This window comes from Nocardia yamanashiensis (assembly GCF_021183565.1).
In the GTDB taxonomy this organism is placed as follows: Bacteria; Actinomycetota; Actinomycetes; order Mycobacteriales; family Mycobacteriaceae; genus Nocardia; species Nocardia yamanashiensis.
In genome coordinates, this window is record NZ_CP089226.1 from 4856416 (window position 1) to 4874166 (window position 17751).

Sequence of the window (17751 nt, forward strand, 5' to 3'; positions counted from 1 at the left end):
GATCAGCGCAGCCGGGAGCTGATCGTCCGGAGTTCGGTGAATCGGCTGAGGGTGTCGTGTGCGCGGGCGGTGTCGAATTCTGCCGGGGTGTCGGCGAATCCGGTCGGTGCCGCGTTGACGGCGACAGTTACGGCGTGCATGCGCCGGGCCACCGCTGCGGCGGCTGCGGGGTCGGCCGACCATAGCGCGCCGGAGAGGCCGGGGCCGGAGCGGTTGGCGATGCGGAGTGCGTCGTCGATGTCGTCGTAAGCGATGACGATCAGCACTGGGCCGCAGATCGTTTCGCCGGCGATGCGCATGTCCGGCGTCACGTCGGCGAGGACCGTCGGGGTGACGTAGAAGCCGTCGCGCAGGCCGGGCGGGATTCGCGAGCCGCCGAGTGCCGGGTGCGCGCCTTCGGCGATCGCGGCGTCGATGTACTCGCGGAACCGTTGCTGCTGGTCGCCGCGCGCCATCGGGCCGATTCGCGTCGCCGGGTCACCCGGATCGCCGACCGGCAGCGATTCCGCCAGCCGCACCACCGTGGCCACCACTTCCGGGTAGCGGGAACGTGGTGCGAGGAAACAGGTTTGGGCCGATCCGAGCCGCGCGAGTGCGGGGACGGCATCGAGCTCGGCGTCGGGCAGCACCATCACTACCGATCGGCCGCACACCCCGATATCGACTCGCTTCAGTCGCGCACCGGCGAGCGCCGCGACCCGGCTGCCTGTCTCTGCCGACCCGGTGAAGGTGATCATGTCCACCGCCGGTTGCGTGATCAGGTACTCGCCGACCTCAGGTTCCGCGGGCAGCACGCTGATCACCCCGTCGGACAACCCGATTCGATCCAGCAGTTCGGCCAGCAAGCCCATGCTCAGCGAGTTCTCCGGGGATACCTTCAGTACCACCGAGTTTCCGGCGAGCAGTGCGGGCACGATCTTGGACGTCACCGCGAAGCACGGCGAATGCCACGGGACCAGTGCGGCGACCACGCCGACCGGGGCTTGCCGAATCAGACTGTGCGCCCGCGTATCCGGCATGCGCTCCCACTCGAAATGCTCGGCCGCCGTGAGATAGGCGTTCACCTGCCTGGTCAGATCGTCCTGCCCCGCCCGGGTGAACCACACGGGCCGACCGGTTTCCGCGGTGATAAGTCCTGCCATCAGCTCGGCCTGTTCTTCCCGCAGCCGATTGAATCGCCGCAGCACCGCGATCCGCTCCCCCGGCGGCAGCTCCCGCCACGCACCGCCGTCGAAGGCCGTACGCGCCGCCGCCAGCGCTCGATCCATATCGTCGGGCCGGGCCTGCGCCGCCCGCCCGAGCACCGATCGATCGTGCGGGGACAGGATCTCCAGCAGCGCCGGTTCGCTGGGTTCGACCCAGCCCCCGCCCGCGTACAGCCGGTCGTAGGTGATCAATTGTCGCTCCTGGCGGGCGAATTCCGTGGTCGCGCCCTTCACCTCCACTCTGGGGCGCGCGAGCCGGCCCCGGCATCCGTCAGGTGACGCCGTGCCTGACGTACTCAGGTGACGATGCGGCGGGTGTGGGCGTAGACGGCGGCCTGCACGCGATCGCGGACGCCGAGCTTGGTGAGCACATTGGAGACATGGGTTTTCACGGTCTGCTCGCCGACCCCGAGCGCGGCGGCGATCTCCGGATTGGTGTACGCCTTGGCGATCAACTGCAGCACCTCGTGCTCGCGCGCGGTGAGCGACCGGAGTTCCGGTGCGGCCGGGAACGGTTCGATACCGGTGGTCAGCCGGGTGATGAGACTGCGGGTGAGCCGCGGATCGATGAGCGCGTCCCCGCGCGCGGCGGTGCGAATGGCGGCGATGAGGTCCTGCGCCGGTAGGGCTTTGGAGAGGAACCCGGTCGCGCCCAGCCGCAGTGCCCGGTAGAGGTTCTCCTCGGTGTCATCGCTGGTCAGGGTGAGAATGCGGGTGTCGTTCGCGAGTTCCGCCACCGTTTCGACGATGGCCGCCTCGTCCAGCCCGGGCATATCCAGGTCCAGGATGGCGATATGCGGCCGCTGCCTGCGCATTTCGGCGATGGCGGCTGCCCCGTCCCCGACCTCGGCCACGCAGCGGAAGTCCGGCTGAGTGAGGATGGCGGCGCGCAGCCCCGACCGGAACAGCACGTGCTGATCGGCGAGCAGTACCGAGATGACCGGGTCGGGATCGTGCGGATCGAGTCCCGCCGTAATGGTGCGCGCGGTCGCGGGCATCGCGGCTTGTGCGTAACCGGTGGAGAGCACGGTGGCGGCGAGCGCGATCAGGATGGACGACACCACCCGGATCAGGGTGTGCGCCGATTTGGTCGAAGCCATCTCCAGAGTCTGCTTCAGCGGAGGAATCCCGCATAGTTGGTATTCAGCAATTGGCTCTCGACCTGCTTCATGGTGTCGAGACCGACGCTCACCACGATCAGCACCGACGTGCCGCCGAACGCGAGATTGCGGGCCGGGCCGGAACCGCCGGCGGCCAGCAGCAGGGTCGGCAGGACGGCGACCGCACCGAGGTAGAGCGAGCCCGGCAGGGTGATCCGGCTGAGCACATAGTTCAGGTAGTCGACGGTCGGCCGGCCCGGCCGATAGCCCGGAATGAATCCACCGAACTTCTTCATCTCGTCCGCGCGCTCCTCGGGGTTGAACGTGATCGCGACATAGAAGTACGTGAAGAAGACGATGCAGCCGAAGTACACCGCGACATAGACCGGGTTGGCCGGATCGACCAGATATTTCGCGATGAACTCCTGCCACGCCGCCGGATCGCCCGAACTCCGCTGGGTCAGCTGCGCCAGCAGATTCGGCAGATACAGCAGCGAGGACGCGAAGATCACCGGGATGACCCCGGCCTGATTCACCTTCAACGGCAGATAGGTCGAGGAACCCCCGTACAGCTTCCGCCCCACCACGCGCTTGGCGTACTGCACCGGAATCCGCCGCTGGCCCTGCTCGAAATACACGACACCGATCACGATCAGCAGCACCGCAGCACAGATCGCGGCGAAGGTCAGCCCGCCGTGGCTGTCCAGAATCGCCTTGCCCTGACTGGGAATTCGCGCCGCGATACCGGCGAAGATGAGCAGCGACATGCCGTTGCCCACCCCGCGCTCGGAGATCAGTTCGCCGAACCACATGACCAGCGCCGCGCCCGCGGTCATGACCAGCACGATGACGACCATCCCGAAAATCGAATCGTCGGAGAGGATCCGCTCGGCACAGCCGCGGAAGAGCTGTTTACGCGCGGCCAGCGCCACCAGGGTCGTGCCCTGCAGCACCGCCAGCGCCATCGCCAGGTAGCGGGTGTACTGGGTGATCTTGGCCTGTCCCGCCTGGCCTTCCTTGCGCAGCTCCTCGAAGCGCGGGATCACCACGGCCAGCAATTGGGTGATGATGCTCGCGGTGATGTAGGGCATGATGCCGATCGCGAAGACCGACAGTTGCAGCATGGCGCCGCCGGAGAACAGATCGATCAATTGATAGATCCCCGCCGACGATCCGCCCGAGGCGAGTTCGGCGCACGCGCGCACCTTGGCGTAGTTCACCCCCGGCGACGGTAGCGCCGCACCGAGGCGATACAACGCCAGCAGCCCGAGTGTGCAGAGGATCTTCCGCCGGAGATCCGGGGTGCGCAGAGCCGGTACGAAGGCGGAAAGCACCGCGTCCTCCAGTCGAATGACATTGGCGGACAGCGATTGTCGGTCCGGCCCGAGGTCTTCGACGCTACGGAGCGCGACCGGGCCCGGCGTCGGTCACGAGGCGGATTTCGGCCTCCCCCGATGGAGGGAGCGATCAGTCGCGATCGTCGTCCTGGCCGCCGTCGGCGCCCTCGCCATTGTCGATCCGGCGCGGGCGCACCCGCCGCCGATTGCCCGGAGCCGGGGCGTCCTCACCGGCTCGCTTGCGGCGCAAGGCGCCGAGATCGATCACGCTGCCGTCGTGTTCGGCCGCGCCCGGCTCGGATTCCGGCGCGGGATGGCCCGCGCGGCCGGGGTCGACCGGCCACCAGCCGGTCTCGCGTTGCAGTTCCTGGCGGGTCACCGGCCGGGTCGGCGCGGGGTCGTAGGCCGAACCGCCTTCGCGCAGCCACGGCCGCTGCGGCGGCTCGCCGACTTCCTCGGAGGCGCGCCGGGGGCGGCGCGGCAGCCGGATGACCTTCGAATCGTCTCCCGTTTCGGGCGTCGCGGTCTCGGCGGGCTTGAAAGCCTCCAGCTTCCGGCGCAGCCGCTCCACCGCATCGAACCTGTTGCCACCGGGTCCCGGTAAGGATCCGCGTCCCGGTGTTTCCCGATCGGACATCGAACTAGCCGCCGGCGAGTGCCGCGGCACCCGTCCGCACTACGACCGCCGATCTTCCGATCCGGTCCCCGAATTTCTCGCTGATTGCATAACTCACGACCACATTCTCCCCCAGTTCTCCCGCCCCATGACACCGCGTGGATCCGGCAATGGTCAAGGTGACATTCCGTAGCGGGTGGCCAGCTCCGCGGCGCGGTCGCGCAGGTTGTCGCGTAACCATTGCGGGGCAAGGGCTTCCGCGTCGGTGGCGAGCTGCCACAACGCCCATTCCGCGTGCCGCCGATCCTGGAACGCGGCCTCGATTCGCAGCCGGCCGTCCGTGTCGGAAGTCTCATTCCGGATGGTCAGCGCGGTGCCGAGCAATTCCTCGCGGCGCGCCGGGTGCAACCGGATCAGCACGCTGACCTGGTCGCCGCCGGTCCGGAAACGGTTGCTGCGTTCCTGCCAGGCGCGGCCCAGGTCGACGCGGTCGGGGCGGTCGGCGGGTTCGGGCAGTTCCTCGGCGGCCAGCACCCGCGACAGCCGGTAGGTGCGGTCCTCGCCCGCGCGGATCGCCAGCAGGTAGACGTGGTCGCGGACGGTGACCAGGCCGATCGGGTCGACCGTGCGCCAGCGCGGGTCCTGATCCACGGCCGCGTAGTGGATGCGCAGTTTGTGCCCGGCGAAGACGGCGCGGCGCACCTGCGCCACCACCGCGCCGGAGCCTTCCTCGGGGTGCACCCGGCGGGCGAGCAGGTCGGTCTCCGGGTCGATGAGCAAGCGCTCGGCGGCATCGGTCGCGGTGTCGCGATGGCCCTCCGGCAGCGCGTCGACCACCTTGCGCATACCGGAGGCGAGGGCCGAACCGAGGCCGAAAGCCTGTGCGCCCCGGCGTGATCCGGCGACCAGCAGGGCGAGGGCCTCGTCGTGATTGAGTCCGGTGAGCTCGGTCTGGAAGCCGGGCAGCAGGGCGAAGCCGCCGTGCCGGCCGCGTTCGGCGTAGACCGGGACCCCGGCCGCGGACAGCGCCTCGATATCGCGCAGCACGGTCCGGGTGGAGACCTCCAGCTCGCGGGCCAGTTCGGGGGCGGAGAGCCGGCCGCGGCGGCGCAGCAGCAAAACCAGTGAGACCAACCGGTCGGCGCGCATGAAAAAAGTCTATCGGAATACCTGACACAAGATGTCGTGATTAGCCGGAAGGCTGGTGCTCATGACGAACAAGACCGCTGCGAATCACCCCGACGACCTGGCCGGGCTCTTCATCGAACGCGCCAATGCCGGCGATGTCGACGGCCTGGTGGCGCTGTACGAACCGAACGCCGTGCTGGCCTTCCCGCCCGGCAGCCTGGCCACCGGGCACGCGGAGATCCGCAAGGTATACGAGCAGTTCGTGGCGGCCGCCCCGGTGCTCGTGCCCGGCCGGCAGCATCCGACCCTGGTCAGCGACGACCTGGCGCTCACCGCGGTCACGCTGACCAGTGGCGAGGTGACCGTGGAGATCGCCCGCCGCCAGCCGGACGGGACCTGGCTGTGGGCCGTGGACCAGCCGGCCCTGCTGCCGTAGCGGGACCGCCGGTTTCGCGGGCGTCGGCGAAACCGCCGGCGCCCGCGGTCGCCAGCACGCCGTCCGCATCGGCGATCAGCCATTTGCCGCAGACACAGCGCAGGTAGCGGATGGCGCCGTGGGTGGAGACGACGGCGGGAGTGGGCCAAGAGCAAGCCGGGCAGGTAGCGGACATGACTTCACCCTGATGTAATGAGTCAGTGCATTTCAACCCTTACGGCGGGGTGGCCGCCGAACTAGCCGCCCGGCTGGTGAACGCCGCACCCGGACAGGATCTCGCGCGGCTGCTCGCGGAGTGCGGATACAAGCCGATCGGGACCATCGACGCGCGGCAGGATGCCGAATTGCGGCGGTGGGCCGGAGAACTCGGCGCGGTGTTCCACGATCCCACCGTCGACCGCCTCAATGCCCTGCTCGCCAAAACCGCCGGGCGGCCCTACATTTCGACCCACGACGGCCGCGCGCCACACCTGCACTACTCCGACGAATCCGCACCGATCGACGAAAGAGTGAAGGCGTACACCGCCTTCGGCCTCGCCGCCCTCTTCTGCGAGGACCCCGCCCGGATCGGCAGCTGCGCCCGCACCGGTTGCGACACCGTCTTCGTGGACACCTCACGCAACGGCCGGCGGCGCTTCTGCACCACCCGCTGCTCCACCCGGGTACACGTGGCCCAGCACCGGCAGCGCGCGGCCTCCTGAGATCGCGGTGGAAGCGGACTTGGTGGCACTACCCTGGGCGGAATGGCTGCTCCTGCCGATGCCCTGGTGCCGATCGTCGCTGATCTGGAGGCGGTGACGGCTACCGGCTATGAGGACGATCCGGCTGCGGCCGGGCTGGATCCCGCCGCGATCGAGTCGGTGTGGGAGGCGGTGCGGGATTGGTATCGGCTGGGGACCACGCCGGCTATTCAGGTGTGTCTGCGGCGTAATGGCAGGGTGGTGCTGAATCGGGCGATCGGGCACGGGTGGGGGAATGCGCCGGGGGACGGGCCGGATGCGGAGCGGGTGCCAGTTACCACCGAGATGCCGTTCTGCGGGTTCTCCACCGCCAAGGGGGTTTCGGCGGCGCTCATGTTCATGCTGATCGAGCAGGGGGCGTTCGCGCTGGAAGATCCGGTCTGCCATTACATTCCGGAGTTCGCGGCCAATGGCAAGGCGGGCATCACCATCGGGGATGTGCTGTCGCATTCGGCGGGGGTGCCGTTCGTGACGCCGCCGTACAAGGGGTATCAGCTGGTGGTGGACGAGGAGCTGGCGGTGCGGGCGCTGGCCGATCTGAAGCCGAGCTGGGGGCCGGGGCGGTTCCGGGTTTATCACGCGCTGACCAGCGGGCTGATTCAGCGGCTGCTGGTGCAGCGCGCCACCGGGAAGCCGATGCGGGAGCATTTGAGTGAACAGGTGTTGCGGCCGTTGGGGTTCCGGTGGAACAACTTCGGCGTGCGGGACGAGGACGTCGATCTGGTGGTGCCGAGCGTCAAGGTCGGGGCGGGGCCGTCGCGGGTGTGGAGTTATCTCGCCAAGCGGGCGCTCGGCGGCGGAATGGGCGGGGCGGTTTCCGAATCGGCGACGCGGGCTTTCCTGACCGCGGAACTGCCCTCCGGGAATCTGGTGACCACCGCGCAGGAATTGTCGCGATTCTACGAAATCCTCGCGCGCGGTGGGGAATTGGACGGTGTGCGGATCATGCGGCCCGAGACGCTGCGGGCGGCGGTGCGGCCCGCGAACCGGATTCCGGGGGCGGCCGGACGGGTCAGCCGGGCGGGGTACGAGCTCGGGGCGCGGCGGTCCAAGTTCGGCCGCCATACCGAAACGCATTTCGGCCGTAGCGGTTTGACCACCCAGTACGGCTGGGCCGATCCGGCGCGCGGCTTGTCGGGGGCGATCCTCACCAGCGGTAAGGCCACCACCGACAGTGACCGGCCGTGGCGGTTGTGCGCGCGGATCTCGGCGGCGGTCGGCCTACTCGACCCCGCCGACCGCGTCTTCGACCTGTGAGCGGCCGGGCAGCAGCAGGCCGGTCGCGGCGATGAGCACGCCGATTCCGGCCGCCACCAGGAAGACTCGGTCGTAGCCGGTGGCCTCGGCGTGCTGCCCGGTCACCGGACCCGCGACGGCCGCGAGCACGGCCAGGCCGATCGATCCGCCCGCCTGCGCGGCCGTATTGGCGAGACCGCCCACAATGCCCGCGTCGCCCACGGGCGCATCGGCGGTCGCGGTGGCCATCAGGGTCGGGAAGGTGACGCCGATACCGATCGCGATCAGCAGCGTGGGAACGAGGAATCCGGTGAGATAGCCGGTGTCCGCGTGCGCCCGGGCGAGCCAGCCGAACCCGAACAGGAAGCCGGCACCGCCGGCGAGCAGCAGGGGGCGAGCGCCGAGACTGGGCAGCCGAGCGGCGGCCGAGCGTGCGACGAGCAGGAAGGTGACCGCGGCGGGCGTCTGCCCGAGTCCGGCGCGAAGGGCGCTGTAGCCCAGCGCATTCTGCAGGAACAGCGAGGTGAAGTACCACATGGCGATGGCGATGAACCCGAAGAGCAGCAGCATCGCATTGCCCAGGACCACGCGCCGGACGCCGAAGAGCCGCAGGGGCATCATCGGCCGGGACGCGAAGCGCGCCTGCACGACCACGAACACGGCCAGCAGCAGCACACCGGCCGCGATCGGCCAAAGCACCTCGGCGGCGTCCCAGCCGTGTTCGGCGCTGCCCATCACCCCGTAGATCAGCGCGGCCAGGCCGGACGTTCCGGTGACCGCCCCCAGCACATCGAGCGATTCCCTTGCCCCCGTGCGGTTCTCACTCAGCGCGAGCACGGCGAGCGCAATGAGCGCCGCACCGATCGGCACATTGATCAGGAACACCCACCGCCACGACAAGCCGGTGGTGATGGCCCCGCCCGCGACGGCCCCGGCCATCCCGCCCACTCCCCCGGCCGCCGACCACGCGCCGAATGCCTTTGCCCGCGAATTCGGTTCGGCAAAACCGGTATTGATCACCGCCAGCGTCGCCGGAGCCAGCAGCGCAGCACCCGCGCCCTGCACCACCCGGGCCGCCACCAGCAACTCCGGACCGGTCGCCAATCCCCCGGCCAGGCTGGCGGCGGAGAACACCAGCAGGCCCGAGATCAGCATGCGCCGCTGCCCGAACAGATCCGCGGCCCGGCCGCCCAGCAGCATGAATCCCGCGAAGGTGAGCAGATACCCGTTCACCACCCACGCCAGCCCGGACGCACTGAACCCGAGATCGCGCTGCACCGAAGGCAATGCGACGTTCACAATGGACGAATCCAGGATCACCATGAACTGGCAGGCACAGACCAGCGCCAGCACCAGCCCGGCGGCACGGGGTCCCGCCTGCCGGATCGCGGTGCCGCCCAAAGCTTCCCCCGCTATGTTCCCGTTCATGATTTCACCACTCCGGCATCGGCGAGCCGGGCGTCACCATCACCCGCGAAATCGCCGGCCTCCGCGTCGACGCGCTCCGATCCCAGCAGCCGGATGGTGATCTCGGCCAACCGCCGCCCCTGATAGGCGGCCGCCGCCAGCGTCGCCGCGTCCGGCCCCGCTCCGGCCGGACCGCTCACATGCGAAGTGCCGTACGGGTTTCCGCCCGCCTCGGACACCGACGGATCGGTGAAACCCGGCGGAACAATCAGAGATCCCCAGTGGTAGAAGACATTTCCGAGCGACAGCAGCGTCGCCTCACTCCCGCCGTGCCGGTTGAACGCGGAGGTGAACGCGGTCACCGGCTTGTCCGCGAGCCGCCCCTCCCGCCAGAGGCCCCCGGCCTGGTCGATGAATTGCTTGAGCTGCGCGGCGGGCGCCCCGAACCGGGTCGGCGTGCCGAAGGCGAACGCGTCGGCCCACGCCAGATCCTCGAGGTTCGCCTCGGGTACGTCCGCGGTGGCATCGATGTGCTTGCGCCACAGCGGATTCTGATCGATCGCACGGTCGGGCGCGAGTTCGGCCACTCGCCGCAATCGCACCCGGGCCCCGGCCGCGGCGGCCCCCTCGGCCACGGCTCGCGCGAGTTCGTGCACCCCGCCGGTGGCGCTGTAGTAGATGACGGCGACCTTCACGGCCATGTGCGGCTCCCTCGGTATAGAATTAGTTACGCACATAACTGTTATGCACGTAACTAAAACCTGTCAAGGAGCGCCCGTGGACTTCGAGCAAGTCGATGCCCTCAACCAGGCCATTCGCCTGCTGACCCTGCGCCACCGCGCCCGGGCCGCCGCGCTGCTGGCCCCGCTCGGCCTGCATCCGGGACAGGAGGCGCTACTGCTCGAACTGGCCCGCACCGGCCCGCGCATCCAGGCGCAACTGAGCGATGCCCTGGGCTGTGAGCCGCCCAGCGTCACCCTGATGACCCGCAAACTGGAAGCCTCCGGCCACATTCGCCGCACCCCCGCACCGGGCGACAAACGCGCGACCGTCGTCGAACTCACCGACAGCGGCAGGGATCTGGTCGATCGGGTCAAGCGGATCTGGCGCGAGCTCGCGCAGGAGACCGTGACGGGCCTGTCCCCCGCGACCGTCGCCGGACTGCCCGGCCTGCTCGCCACCCTGACCGCCAATGTCGACAACCGGCGGCCGCGGGCGCAGTGATCGCCCGCACGGCGCGGAAGCCGTTCAGCCGCCGTAGGTTCCGACGATGACGGCCCGGGCGAGCGCGGTGGCGAAGAGGTTGAAGCCGAGCACCGCGCCGCTGGTGAACTCGTCCACGCCGAGGGTGTCGACGCCGACCGCGTGCACCGCGAAGTAGTAGCGGTGCGGGCCGGTGTTCGGCGACGGGGCGGCGCCGGTGTACTGCGCGATCCCGGCGTCGGCGCGCAGGGTGACCGCGCCGGGCGGGAGCGCGGAGCCGTCGCCCGCGCCGGTGGGCAGCGAGGTCACGTCGGGCGGGATGTTCGCCACGCACCAGTGCCAGAAGCCGGACACCGTGGGCGCGTCCGGGGCATACATGGTGACCGTGAAACTCTGGGTGTCGTCCGGGAATCCGGACCAGGACAGCTGCGGCGAGATGTCCAGGCCGCCGACCGCGGCCGCGGCCTGATCCAGGCGCAGGGCGCCGTCGTCGGCGATGTCGTCGGAAGTCAGGGCGAAGCTGGGCAGCTCGGGTAGATAGGCGTAGGGATCAGCGCGCACCAGAACTCCTCTCGATGGCCGTTTCCGCCGCACCGCAACCGTCCGCGCATCCCGGTGGCTGCGTCGGCACCGCGTGCCGAAACATAGCAAGACCTGCGCGAACAACCGCGGATCCGGGCCGGGTCGGTGCGGCGGCCGGAATTCGTATGCTGGATGGGGCAATCCCGCATGTTTTCTGTTGGAGGTAGTTGGATATGGCTCGGATTCCCTCGGTTCCCACCGCCCTGCTCGCGGCCGGCGGCCTCACCGGCGGCTTCGCGCTCGCGCAGGCCACCAAGAAGCGTCAGCTGGGCGGTGTCGTCTTCGGCGCCGGTGTGGCGGCGTCGGTGCCGCGGTGGCGCCAGACCGTCGGGACCGGCGGGGCGGCCGCGCTGACCGGGCTGTCGATCGGCGCGATGGGCGCCTCGCACCCGCTGGCCAAGATGATCGGCGCGTGGCCGTCGGTGGCCGTGGTGTCCGGCGTGGTGGCGCTGACCGCCTGGGCCGCGGTGGACCGCAAAGCCTGATACCCGGTCCGCTGTGCGCGGGGGCGCGTCGGCAATCGGTTGGCTACCCTGAGTACGGTGAGCCTCAGCGCTCGTTGCACCCACCGAGAACCCGATTCCGTGGAGGGCGAAGCATGCTGCACACCGATATCCCCACGCACAGCGAGATCCTGGTCCTGGCCCGGCAGGCGGGCCCCTGGTGCGTCACCGTCTACACACCGACCGAGGTCGATACGCCCACGCCGGACCGGAACCGGGTGGCCGTCGAGAACCAGGTGAAGCAGGCCCTGGACGCCGTCGAGGACAAGGAGGCGCGCGCCGCACTCGCCGAGGAGTTCGCCGATCTGCTCGAGGACGAGGACTACTGGCGCTTCCAGTCCCGCACGCTGGCCGTATTCGCAACCCCGGAGCAACTGATCACCTACCGGGTGCCGAACCGGCTCGAACCCGCCACCACGGTGGGCGGGAAATTCCTCGTCAAACCGCTGCTGCGCACCGTCACCTTCCCGCAGGCGGCATTCGTGCTGGCGCTGTCGGAGAACGCGGTCCGGCTGGTGGAGATCACCGCCGATCAGCCCGCCCAGGACGCGCCGGTGCCCGGCCTGCCCGCGAATATGCAGGCGTACCTGGAACTTCCGCCGCTGGGCCGCAATCCGCACGGGCGGTTGCAGGGCAGCGAGGGCCGTAAGGTCCGGGTGCGGCAATACTGCCGCGCGGTGGATCAGGCTTTACGAAGTGTATTGACGGGCTTGGACATTCCCTTGATTCTGGCCGCCACCGAACCCACCGCCTCGTTGTTCCGCTCGGTGAACACCTATCCGCAGCTGCTGGACGAAGGCATTTCCGGCAATCCCGAGCGATTGTCAGACGCGGAGCTGGCCGATCAATCGCGCGCCCTGCTGGACAAGCATTACGCCGCCGAATTGGCCGAGCTGCGTGGTGAATTCGAACAGCGCCGCAGTGACGGCCGGGGCGTGATCGAGCTGTCCGATATCGCGCGCGCCGCCACCTACGGCATCGTGCACGCGCTGTTCGTGGATATCGACGCCGCGGTGCCGGGCGGGCTGGCCGACGACGGTTCGATCACCCAGGTCACCGGCGCGAACGGGGATGCACCGGGCGTACTGGACGAGATCGCGCGACGCACACTGCTTTCCGGCGGCCGGGTGCTCGCCGTGCGCGCCGAGGACATACCCGAGGGCGGTCCGGCGGCGGCAATTCTGCGTTACGCGCCCTAGCCGTAACGAATTCGGCCGATCACCATCCGATTCGCCCGGCCGGACCGGCCGGGCGTGGAATACTTCGGCCCTATGCAGTACAGGGGATTCGACGATCCCGATGAGAACGAAGATCCCGAGTCGGCTCAGGCCCGAGTGTTCCTGGGCGAACTCGAGAAACAAATCGCCGCACTGCTCCGCCGGATGCAGACCGCGCCCTCCCCCGAAGCCCGGCAATCGCTGAATGCCGAACTAACTCAGCTGCGCCGCTACGTCGAGCGAATTCATCGCCGGTTCCCGGATATTGCCGTCGTGCACCATTTCCGGCCCGGTCCACCCGGGTCGCCGGTGCTGTGAACGCCGATACACCCAGTGCAGCAGGCCGATTCCGGTGAGCCCGGCGGCGGCCGTGCCCAGCCCGGCGTACAGGCCGGGCTGCGTCCAGGTGAGCTCGAGTTCGGCATCGCGGGTGCCCGCCGGAATATCGACGGCGAGGAAGGTGCCGGCCACCGTGGTGTGCGGAATCTCCCGACCGTCCAGCGTGATTCGATAGCCGGGCCAGGCCAGCCGGGCGAACACCAGCCGTCCGCCGGCGCCGGAGGTGACCCGGGTGACGGCGTCCGTGCCGTCGGTGGCGACCGGCGTGGCGAGCACCTGTGCGGTGTGCGCGATCAGATTGTTGTCCGCCGACACGATGCCGCCGGTCCGCTCCAGCACCCAGATGTAGCGCTCATGGCCCGGATAGGACGCCCACTCCCAGCCCTCGGGAGCCGGGCGCTCGCCCGCGTCCGGGTACTGGGCACGGTGCAGCACCACCCGGTCCACCCGCATCAGGTCGACAATGGTTCGCCCCGTGGAGGATTCGACGGCGAACGCCTTGCGGAAGGCGTCCGGGCAGGTGCTGCCGTCCCAGGCCATGCACAGCAGTCCGGCGGGCGAAGGCGGCGTGCCCGACCGGGGTGTAGGCGTTCACGTACCGCAGCCCGAGCGCCTTGCCGTAGTTGCCGATGGCCAGCGAGCCGTAGGCGGCGCTGATATCGCGATCCTCCGGGGTCAGCACCGCCCGGTCCGCGAGTTGCAAAGTGACGCCGGGGAAATCGGGGAAGGCGGCGGCCATCTCCGAACGCCGTTCCGGGAAGTTGTAGGACAGCGGCGTGGACGGCGCACTGCGCACCTGCGCGTAGGCGATGGGGAACATGGCGGCGATGATCAGCCCGCACGCCACCGCCACCCCGCGATTGCGCGCCAGCCACAGCGCCGCGAACCCGAGCCCCGCCACCGCGGCCACCGCCAGCACGTGCCGCACCGCGATATCCGGCGCGGCCGACACCGATCGGATGAACAGCAGGCCGATCAGACTGCCGGCGGCCAGGTTCCGCCGGCGCGAGGACGCGAAAACGCCGTGGCGGCTGAGCAATACGCACACCAGCACCAGCAGCACGATGGCCAGCATGGGCAGCACCCGCGCCGGCCAGCGCAGCGGCCCGATCGCGCCCGGACCGGCCGTCCACATCAGCACGGCCACCGCGAACAGCCCCGGCCCGGCCAGCTCGCGCGCCGAATGCAGCGCCGCCCGCCAGTCGATGAAGGCCAGCGCCGGAATCAGGAACCAGGCGATATAGACCATGGGCAGCGGCTGCACATGACCCCACCAGGCGGTGAAAGCCGGTGTGGTGCTGGGCAGGCTGGCATTGAGCGATTCCGACCACGGCACCGTCAGGAACGGATCATTGTGGATGCGGGCATTGCCGCGCCAGGTCACCTGTGAGGACAGGAAGCCGTTGAGATTGGCCGCCAGCGCCGTCAGCACCGCGAAGCCGGAGGCCAGGACCAGCCGCAGCACCGGCCGCCACTGCCTTTGATAGATGTACTCCCCGGCCAGCACCGCGACGATCATCAGCGCGGATTCGACCGCGGGAAAGGCGTATTGGATGGTGAGCGCCAGGTACAGGAAGATCAGCAGCGGGATCGGCCCGCGCCGCCCGCGCGCGTAGAGCACCGCCGAGGCCCAGGCGTGCAGCAGCCACGCCGTCCCGGTGTGCGAGGTGAACCAGCTGGCCTCGTCGAAGAACAGGAACCAGCCGCTGAGCGGGAACGCCACGCCCGCCACCGCCGCCCACGGGGCCCGCGCGCCGTAGGCCAGGCAGATCCGGAAGACGCCCAGCGCCGCGATGATCGAGAAGATCAGTTTCACCACGGTGGCGTAGACCGCGAGATTGTCCATCGACGGCGCGAGCAGATAGACCAGCAGCTGGGGCGGGTTGTAGAGCCCCGCTTCCTCCAGGGTGTAATTGCCCGCCATCCATTCCCACGGCAGCAGTGCCGGAAAGCGGCCCGCGCGCAATTGTTCACCCAGGGCCACCCACATGGGGGCGTATTGCGCCTCGGTGTCGTCGGTGTAGAAATGGCGGGCGTCGGCCAGCAGAACTACCGCATAACCGGCGATTACCCCGAGTGCGGCGACCGCTCCCCAGATCCGAATCCGTGTGCTCGATTCGCGTGTCGCACTTGTACTCACGAGCGGCGAACTGTAGGCGCGATCGCCGCCGGCCGCAAGACCTTCGCTCACGAATTCATCAATCGGACGTCTTATCCGGAACGCAGGATGCCGGCGATCAACAGCAGCAGCGATTGCTGGGCTTGCGCGCCGGCGGTATCCGGGTCGTCGGCGTGCGCGACGATGAGCGCGGCCTCGCTCAGCGCGCTGATCAGCAATTGCGCCAGCACCGGAATCGGGGCCTCGGCGATCAGCCCGGCGGCGCGGGCGCGTTCCAGCTGGGCGGTGATCAGCCCGAGGCTGTGCTCGGTCTCGAATTCCCGCCAGGCCTGCCAGCCCAGCACGGTGGGCGCGTCGGTGAGCATCATGCGGAGCATGGCGGGGCGGCGGCAGATCTCCAGGAAGACGTTCAGGCCGACCGCCATGCCGCCCAGCAGATCCTCGGGATCCACGGTGGCGATGGCGGTTTCGATCTCGGCGGTGATCTCCACCTCGAGTTGCTCCAGCACGGCCAGGAACAGACCGCGTTTGTCGCCGTAGTGGTGATGCAGCGCGCCCCGGGTGACACCGGCCGCCGAGACCAGATCCTCGGCCGAGGTGCCCGCGAAGCCGCGCTCGGTGAACAGCCGGCGACCGGCGTCCTCGAGCGCGGCCCGGGTGGTGCGCGAGCGGTCCTCCTGGCTACGGCGTGGCATGCAGCCGAGTGAACTCCAGGATCGCCTCGGTGAGCAACTCGGGCTGGTCTTCGGGGAGGAAGGTGTAGGAATCGTCGATGAGCCGCAGGGTGGCGTCGGGGAATTCGCGGGCCAGGCGTTCGGCATTGGCGACGGGGAAGAGTTTGTCCTCGCGCGCCCAGGCCAGCAGGACCGGGATATCGATGGCGCCGAAGTGTTTCGCGGCTTCCATGGTGTAGCGCTTGTTCAGGGTTTTCAGCAGGCGGCGCAGGTCTTTTCGAATGGCGGCGGAATTGCGGCTGGGCAGCAGATAGGAATCGGCGATCTGCGGGGGCACCGGGCGTTTGGCGACCCAGCCGAACGCCATGGGCAGGCGGTGCAGGGCGCGGATGCGCATGGACTCGGTGAGCGGGCGCAGCGCACCGGGGATGCGGGCCAGCGGCGGGAGCAGCTTGAACGGTTGCGGCAGGAAGTACTCGTGGCTGTCGACCGAGGCCAGTACGACGCGGCCGATGCGGGATCGGTCGCGGGTGAGCAGCACCTGAGTGATGGCGCCGCCGGTGTCGTTGGCGACCAGGGTGACGTCGGTGAGATCGAGGCGTTCCAGGAAGGCCGCGATCAGATCGGCGACGCCGGTGGGACTGAGATCGGCGGTGGGGAGCGGGATTTCGTGGGAACCGAGCGGCCAGGTCGGGGTGAGGCAGCGGTAGCCGGCGGCCGCGATGCCGGGCACCACCTTGCGCCAGAGATCGGCATTGACGAGGAGGCCGTGGACGAAGACGACCGGCGCGCCCGCCCCCGTTTCGTGGTACCTGATGCGGCCGCCGGGAAGATCGACCTGCTGGGCCCGGCCGAGTGATGCGCTGAGAGCCATCGCTTCTCCAATGTTGGGGTACCTCCCCACCTTTACATACATACGGTATGTATGTCTATGGCAGGCTCGAAGAAGGTCGGCCGGCCGTCGCGACAGCGACGGTCGGCGAATACATTCGGCGAGATGGCCGTGGCTGCCCGGCCTCAGCCGCTCAGCTTGTCCCGCCAGAGCTCCGCCGAGCGGACCATGTCCCGGCCGACCTGATCGAGGTACTCGCTCATGCCCAGCAGGCGCATGCCCGCCGGAGTGGCGATGCCGAGCGAATCCGCGCCGTCCCGGGCCTTGGCCGCGAGGCGCTCGTTGGACCGCGCGCCCGCGATAGTCGCCCGGTACCAGGCGGATTCGTCGATGAAGTAGCGGTCGCGCCGGGTGCCCGCATCCCGTTCACGGCGGATCAGCTCCTGGCTCTCCAGATAGCCGACCGCGGCGGAAACCGTTGCGGGACTGACGCTCAGGTGCCGCACCAGCTCGCCCGCCGTCACGCTGCCGGAATCCGCGGCGTACAACCGCGCCAGCACCGCCGCCGCCATCTTGGGCAGCCCGGTCTGGGTGAACAGCTCGCCGAACTGCGCGCTGAACTCGGCGATCTGTTCGGAGCTGCGCCCGTATTCGTCCGCGCCGGTGACTCTTTCGACGCGTTTGGGGCGCGGAATCCGGCGGCGGGAACGCACCACGGTGGCGGCGTGCGCGAGATCGGCGCGATAGCGGCCGGGGCCGCCGTTGCGGGTCACCTCGCGGCTCACGGTGGAGGTGGGCCGCCCGAGCTGCCGGGCGATCTCGGCGTACCCCAAACCCTGTGCCAGCCCGGAGGCGATGCGACGCCGATCATCGGGCGTGAGTCTTCCTCCGGGCATGGCGGCTCTCCTTCATCAGTGCTGCGAGGCGGCTCGAGCTTTGCGCAACGGGGCCCTCCTATTGCAACACACGACCAGGGGAATTGCCTTGGGGTGCAGCGGGTTCGATAGCTTGTATAGTGTATCTACCTGGCTTTATACCGTTCTCGTGTTCATTCGTTCATTATCAATAGTGTGAACG

At 69.2% G+C, this 17751-nt stretch carries 17 protein-coding genes and 1 pseudogene; 6 read left to right on the forward strand and 12 right to left on the reverse strand.

What is annotated here, in order from left to right; all coding sequences use genetic code 11:
- Window positions 1-2: 2 nt before the first annotated feature.
- The 5 genes from LTV02_RS23000 to LTV02_RS23020 form a co-directional block, all read right to left on the reverse strand.
- Window positions 3-1397: an aldehyde dehydrogenase family protein gene (locus tag LTV02_RS23000; protein WP_233033726.1), complete on the reverse strand. Its 1395-nt coding sequence runs from the start codon at window positions 1395-1397 to the stop codon at window positions 3-5.
- A 104-nt stretch (window positions 1398-1501) separates the two neighbouring features.
- Window positions 1502-2305 (reverse strand): response regulator, encoded by an 804-nt coding sequence (locus tag LTV02_RS23005; protein ID WP_233033728.1) that lies wholly within the window; start codon window positions 2303-2305, stop codon window positions 1502-1504.
- 14 nt (window positions 2306-2319) lie between these two features.
- The gene (secY, locus tag LTV02_RS23010; protein ID WP_233033730.1) at window positions 2320-3639 is read right to left on the reverse strand and encodes a preprotein translocase subunit SecY; all 1320 of its coding nucleotides are present in this window, start codon (window positions 3637-3639) and stop codon (window positions 2320-2322) included.
- A 133-nt stretch (window positions 3640-3772) separates the two neighbouring features.
- A complete protein-coding gene (locus LTV02_RS23015) occupies window positions 3773-4213 on the reverse strand; it encodes a hypothetical protein (protein WP_233033732.1) in 441 nt (146 codons plus the stop codon).
- Window positions 4214-4432: 219 nt separating this feature from the next.
- Window positions 4433-5407, reverse strand: a complete 975-nt coding sequence (locus tag LTV02_RS23020; RefSeq protein ID WP_233033734.1) for a helix-turn-helix transcriptional regulator — start codon at window positions 5405-5407, stop codon at window positions 4433-4435.
- A 61-nt stretch (window positions 5408-5468) separates the two neighbouring features.
- Here LTV02_RS23020 and LTV02_RS23025 point away from each other — a divergent pair, with 61 nt between their 5' ends.
- The 3 genes from LTV02_RS23025 (at window position 5469) to LTV02_RS23035 (ending at window position 7819) form a co-directional block, all read left to right on the forward strand.
- Window positions 5469-5822: a YybH family protein gene (locus LTV02_RS23025; protein WP_233033736.1), complete on the forward strand. Its 354-nt coding sequence runs from the start codon at window positions 5469-5471 to the stop codon at window positions 5820-5822.
- A gap of 200 nt (window positions 5823-6022) precedes the next feature.
- Window positions 6023-6523 (forward strand): CGNR zinc finger domain-containing protein, encoded by a 501-nt coding sequence (locus tag LTV02_RS23030; RefSeq protein ID WP_067710492.1) that lies wholly within the window; start codon window positions 6023-6025, stop codon window positions 6521-6523.
- Between the two features lie 42 nt (window positions 6524-6565).
- A complete protein-coding gene (locus tag LTV02_RS23035) occupies window positions 6566-7819 on the forward strand; it encodes a beta-lactamase family protein (RefSeq protein WP_233033738.1) in 1254 nt (417 codons plus the stop codon).
- Here LTV02_RS23035 and LTV02_RS23040 read toward each other — a convergent pair.
- Window positions 7784-9226 carry an MFS transporter gene (locus LTV02_RS23040; protein ID WP_233033740.1) on the reverse strand — a complete coding sequence of 481 codons (1443 nt, stop codon included), beginning with the start codon at window positions 9224-9226 and terminating at the stop codon, window positions 7784-7786. The genes LTV02_RS23035 and LTV02_RS23040 overlap by 36 nt on opposite strands.
- Window positions 9223-9906 carry an NAD(P)H:quinone oxidoreductase gene (gene wrbA / locus LTV02_RS23045; protein ID WP_233033742.1) on the reverse strand — a complete coding sequence of 228 codons (684 nt, stop codon included), beginning with the start codon at window positions 9904-9906 and terminating at the stop codon, window positions 9223-9225. The genes LTV02_RS23040 and wrbA overlap by 4 nt, the downstream gene beginning before the upstream one ends.
- 76 nt (window positions 9907-9982) lie before the next feature.
- On the opposite strand from wrbA, the gene LTV02_RS23050 reads away from it, so the two are divergent.
- The gene (locus LTV02_RS23050) at window positions 9983-10429 is read left to right on the forward strand and encodes a MarR family winged helix-turn-helix transcriptional regulator (protein WP_233033744.1); all 447 of its coding nucleotides are present in this window, start codon (window positions 9983-9985) and stop codon (window positions 10427-10429) included.
- A gap of 24 nt (window positions 10430-10453) precedes the next feature.
- Here the strand turns inward: LTV02_RS23050 and LTV02_RS23055 are convergent, their stop codons facing one another.
- Window positions 10454-10972: a YbhB/YbcL family Raf kinase inhibitor-like protein gene (locus LTV02_RS23055; RefSeq protein ID WP_233041672.1), complete on the reverse strand. Its 519-nt coding sequence runs from the start codon at window positions 10970-10972 to the stop codon at window positions 10454-10456.
- Window positions 10973-11163: 191 nt separating this feature from the next.
- Here LTV02_RS23055 and LTV02_RS23060 point away from each other — a divergent pair, with 191 nt between their 5' ends.
- Together LTV02_RS23060 and LTV02_RS23065 are read left to right on the forward strand one after the other, a co-directional pair.
- On the forward strand, window positions 11164-11475 hold the full coding sequence (locus tag LTV02_RS23060) for a hypothetical protein (RefSeq protein ID WP_233033745.1): 312 nt from the start codon (window positions 11164-11166) through the stop codon (window positions 11473-11475).
- 113 nt (window positions 11476-11588) lie between these two features.
- The gene (locus LTV02_RS23065; protein ID WP_233033746.1) at window positions 11589-12692 is read left to right on the forward strand and encodes a baeRF11 domain-containing protein; all 1104 of its coding nucleotides are present in this window, start codon (window positions 11589-11591) and stop codon (window positions 12690-12692) included.
- 231 nt (window positions 12693-12923) lie between these two features.
- Here the strand turns inward: LTV02_RS23065 and LTV02_RS23070 are convergent.
- The 4 genes and pseudogenes from LTV02_RS23070 to LTV02_RS39700 form a co-directional block, all read right to left on the reverse strand.
- Window positions 12924-15153 (reverse strand): annotated as a pseudogene (locus LTV02_RS23070) (hypothetical protein).
- A gap of 107 nt (window positions 15154-15260) precedes the next feature.
- Complete coding sequence (locus tag LTV02_RS23075) at window positions 15261-15863, reverse strand: TetR/AcrR family transcriptional regulator (protein ID WP_233033747.1); 603 nt, start codon at window positions 15861-15863, stop codon at window positions 15261-15263.
- Window positions 15850-16716, reverse strand: coding sequence for an alpha/beta fold hydrolase (locus tag LTV02_RS23080; protein ID WP_233033748.1), 867 nt, complete (start codon window positions 16714-16716; stop codon window positions 15850-15852). Before LTV02_RS23080 ends, LTV02_RS23075 begins: the two co-directional genes overlap by 14 nt.
- Window positions 16717-16859: 143 nt before the next feature.
- Window positions 16860-17570 carry a GbsR/MarR family transcriptional regulator gene (locus tag LTV02_RS39700; RefSeq protein WP_067710472.1) on the reverse strand — a complete coding sequence of 237 codons (711 nt, stop codon included), beginning with the start codon at window positions 17568-17570 and terminating at the stop codon, window positions 16860-16862.
- Between the last annotated feature and the right edge of the window lie 181 nt (window positions 17571-17751).

What these genes read in the sequence shown, in the direction of transcription:
- LTV02_RS39700 (WP_067710472.1), bottom strand. Translation starts at nt 17,570, where the DNA reads ATGCCCGGAGGAAGACTCACGCCCGATGATCGGCGTCGCATCGCCTCC.
- LTV02_RS23080 (WP_233033748.1), bottom strand. Translation starts at nt 16,716, where the DNA reads ATGGCTCTCAGCGCATCACTCGGCCGGGCCCAGCAGGTCGATCTTCCC.
- LTV02_RS23005 (WP_233033728.1), bottom strand. Translation starts at nt 2,305, where the DNA reads ATGGCTTCGACCAAATCGGCGCACACCCTGATCCGGGTGGTGTCGTCC.
- LTV02_RS23040 (WP_233033740.1), bottom strand. Translation starts at nt 9,226, where the DNA reads ATGAACGGGAACATAGCGGGGGAAGCTTTGGGCGGCACCGCGATCCGG.
- LTV02_RS23075 (WP_233033747.1), bottom strand. Translation starts at nt 15,863, where the DNA reads ATGCCACGCCGTAGCCAGGAGGACCGCTCGCGCACCACCCGGGCCGCG.
- LTV02_RS23060 (WP_233033745.1), top strand. Translation starts at nt 11,164, where the DNA reads ATGGCTCGGATTCCCTCGGTTCCCACCGCCCTGCTCGCGGCCGGCGGC.
- LTV02_RS23020 (WP_233033734.1), bottom strand. Translation starts at nt 5,407, where the DNA reads ATGCGCGCCGACCGGTTGGTCTCACTGGTTTTGCTGCTGCGCCGCCGC.
- wrbA (WP_233033742.1), bottom strand. Translation starts at nt 9,906, where the DNA reads ATGGCCGTGAAGGTCGCCGTCATCTACTACAGCGCCACCGGCGGGGTG.
- LTV02_RS23035 (WP_233033738.1), top strand. Translation starts at nt 6,566, where the DNA reads ATGGCTGCTCCTGCCGATGCCCTGGTGCCGATCGTCGCTGATCTGGAG.
- LTV02_RS23025 (WP_233033736.1), top strand. Translation starts at nt 5,469, where the DNA reads ATGACGAACAAGACCGCTGCGAATCACCCCGACGACCTGGCCGGGCTC.
- LTV02_RS23065 (WP_233033746.1), top strand. Translation starts at nt 11,589, where the DNA reads ATGCTGCACACCGATATCCCCACGCACAGCGAGATCCTGGTCCTGGCC.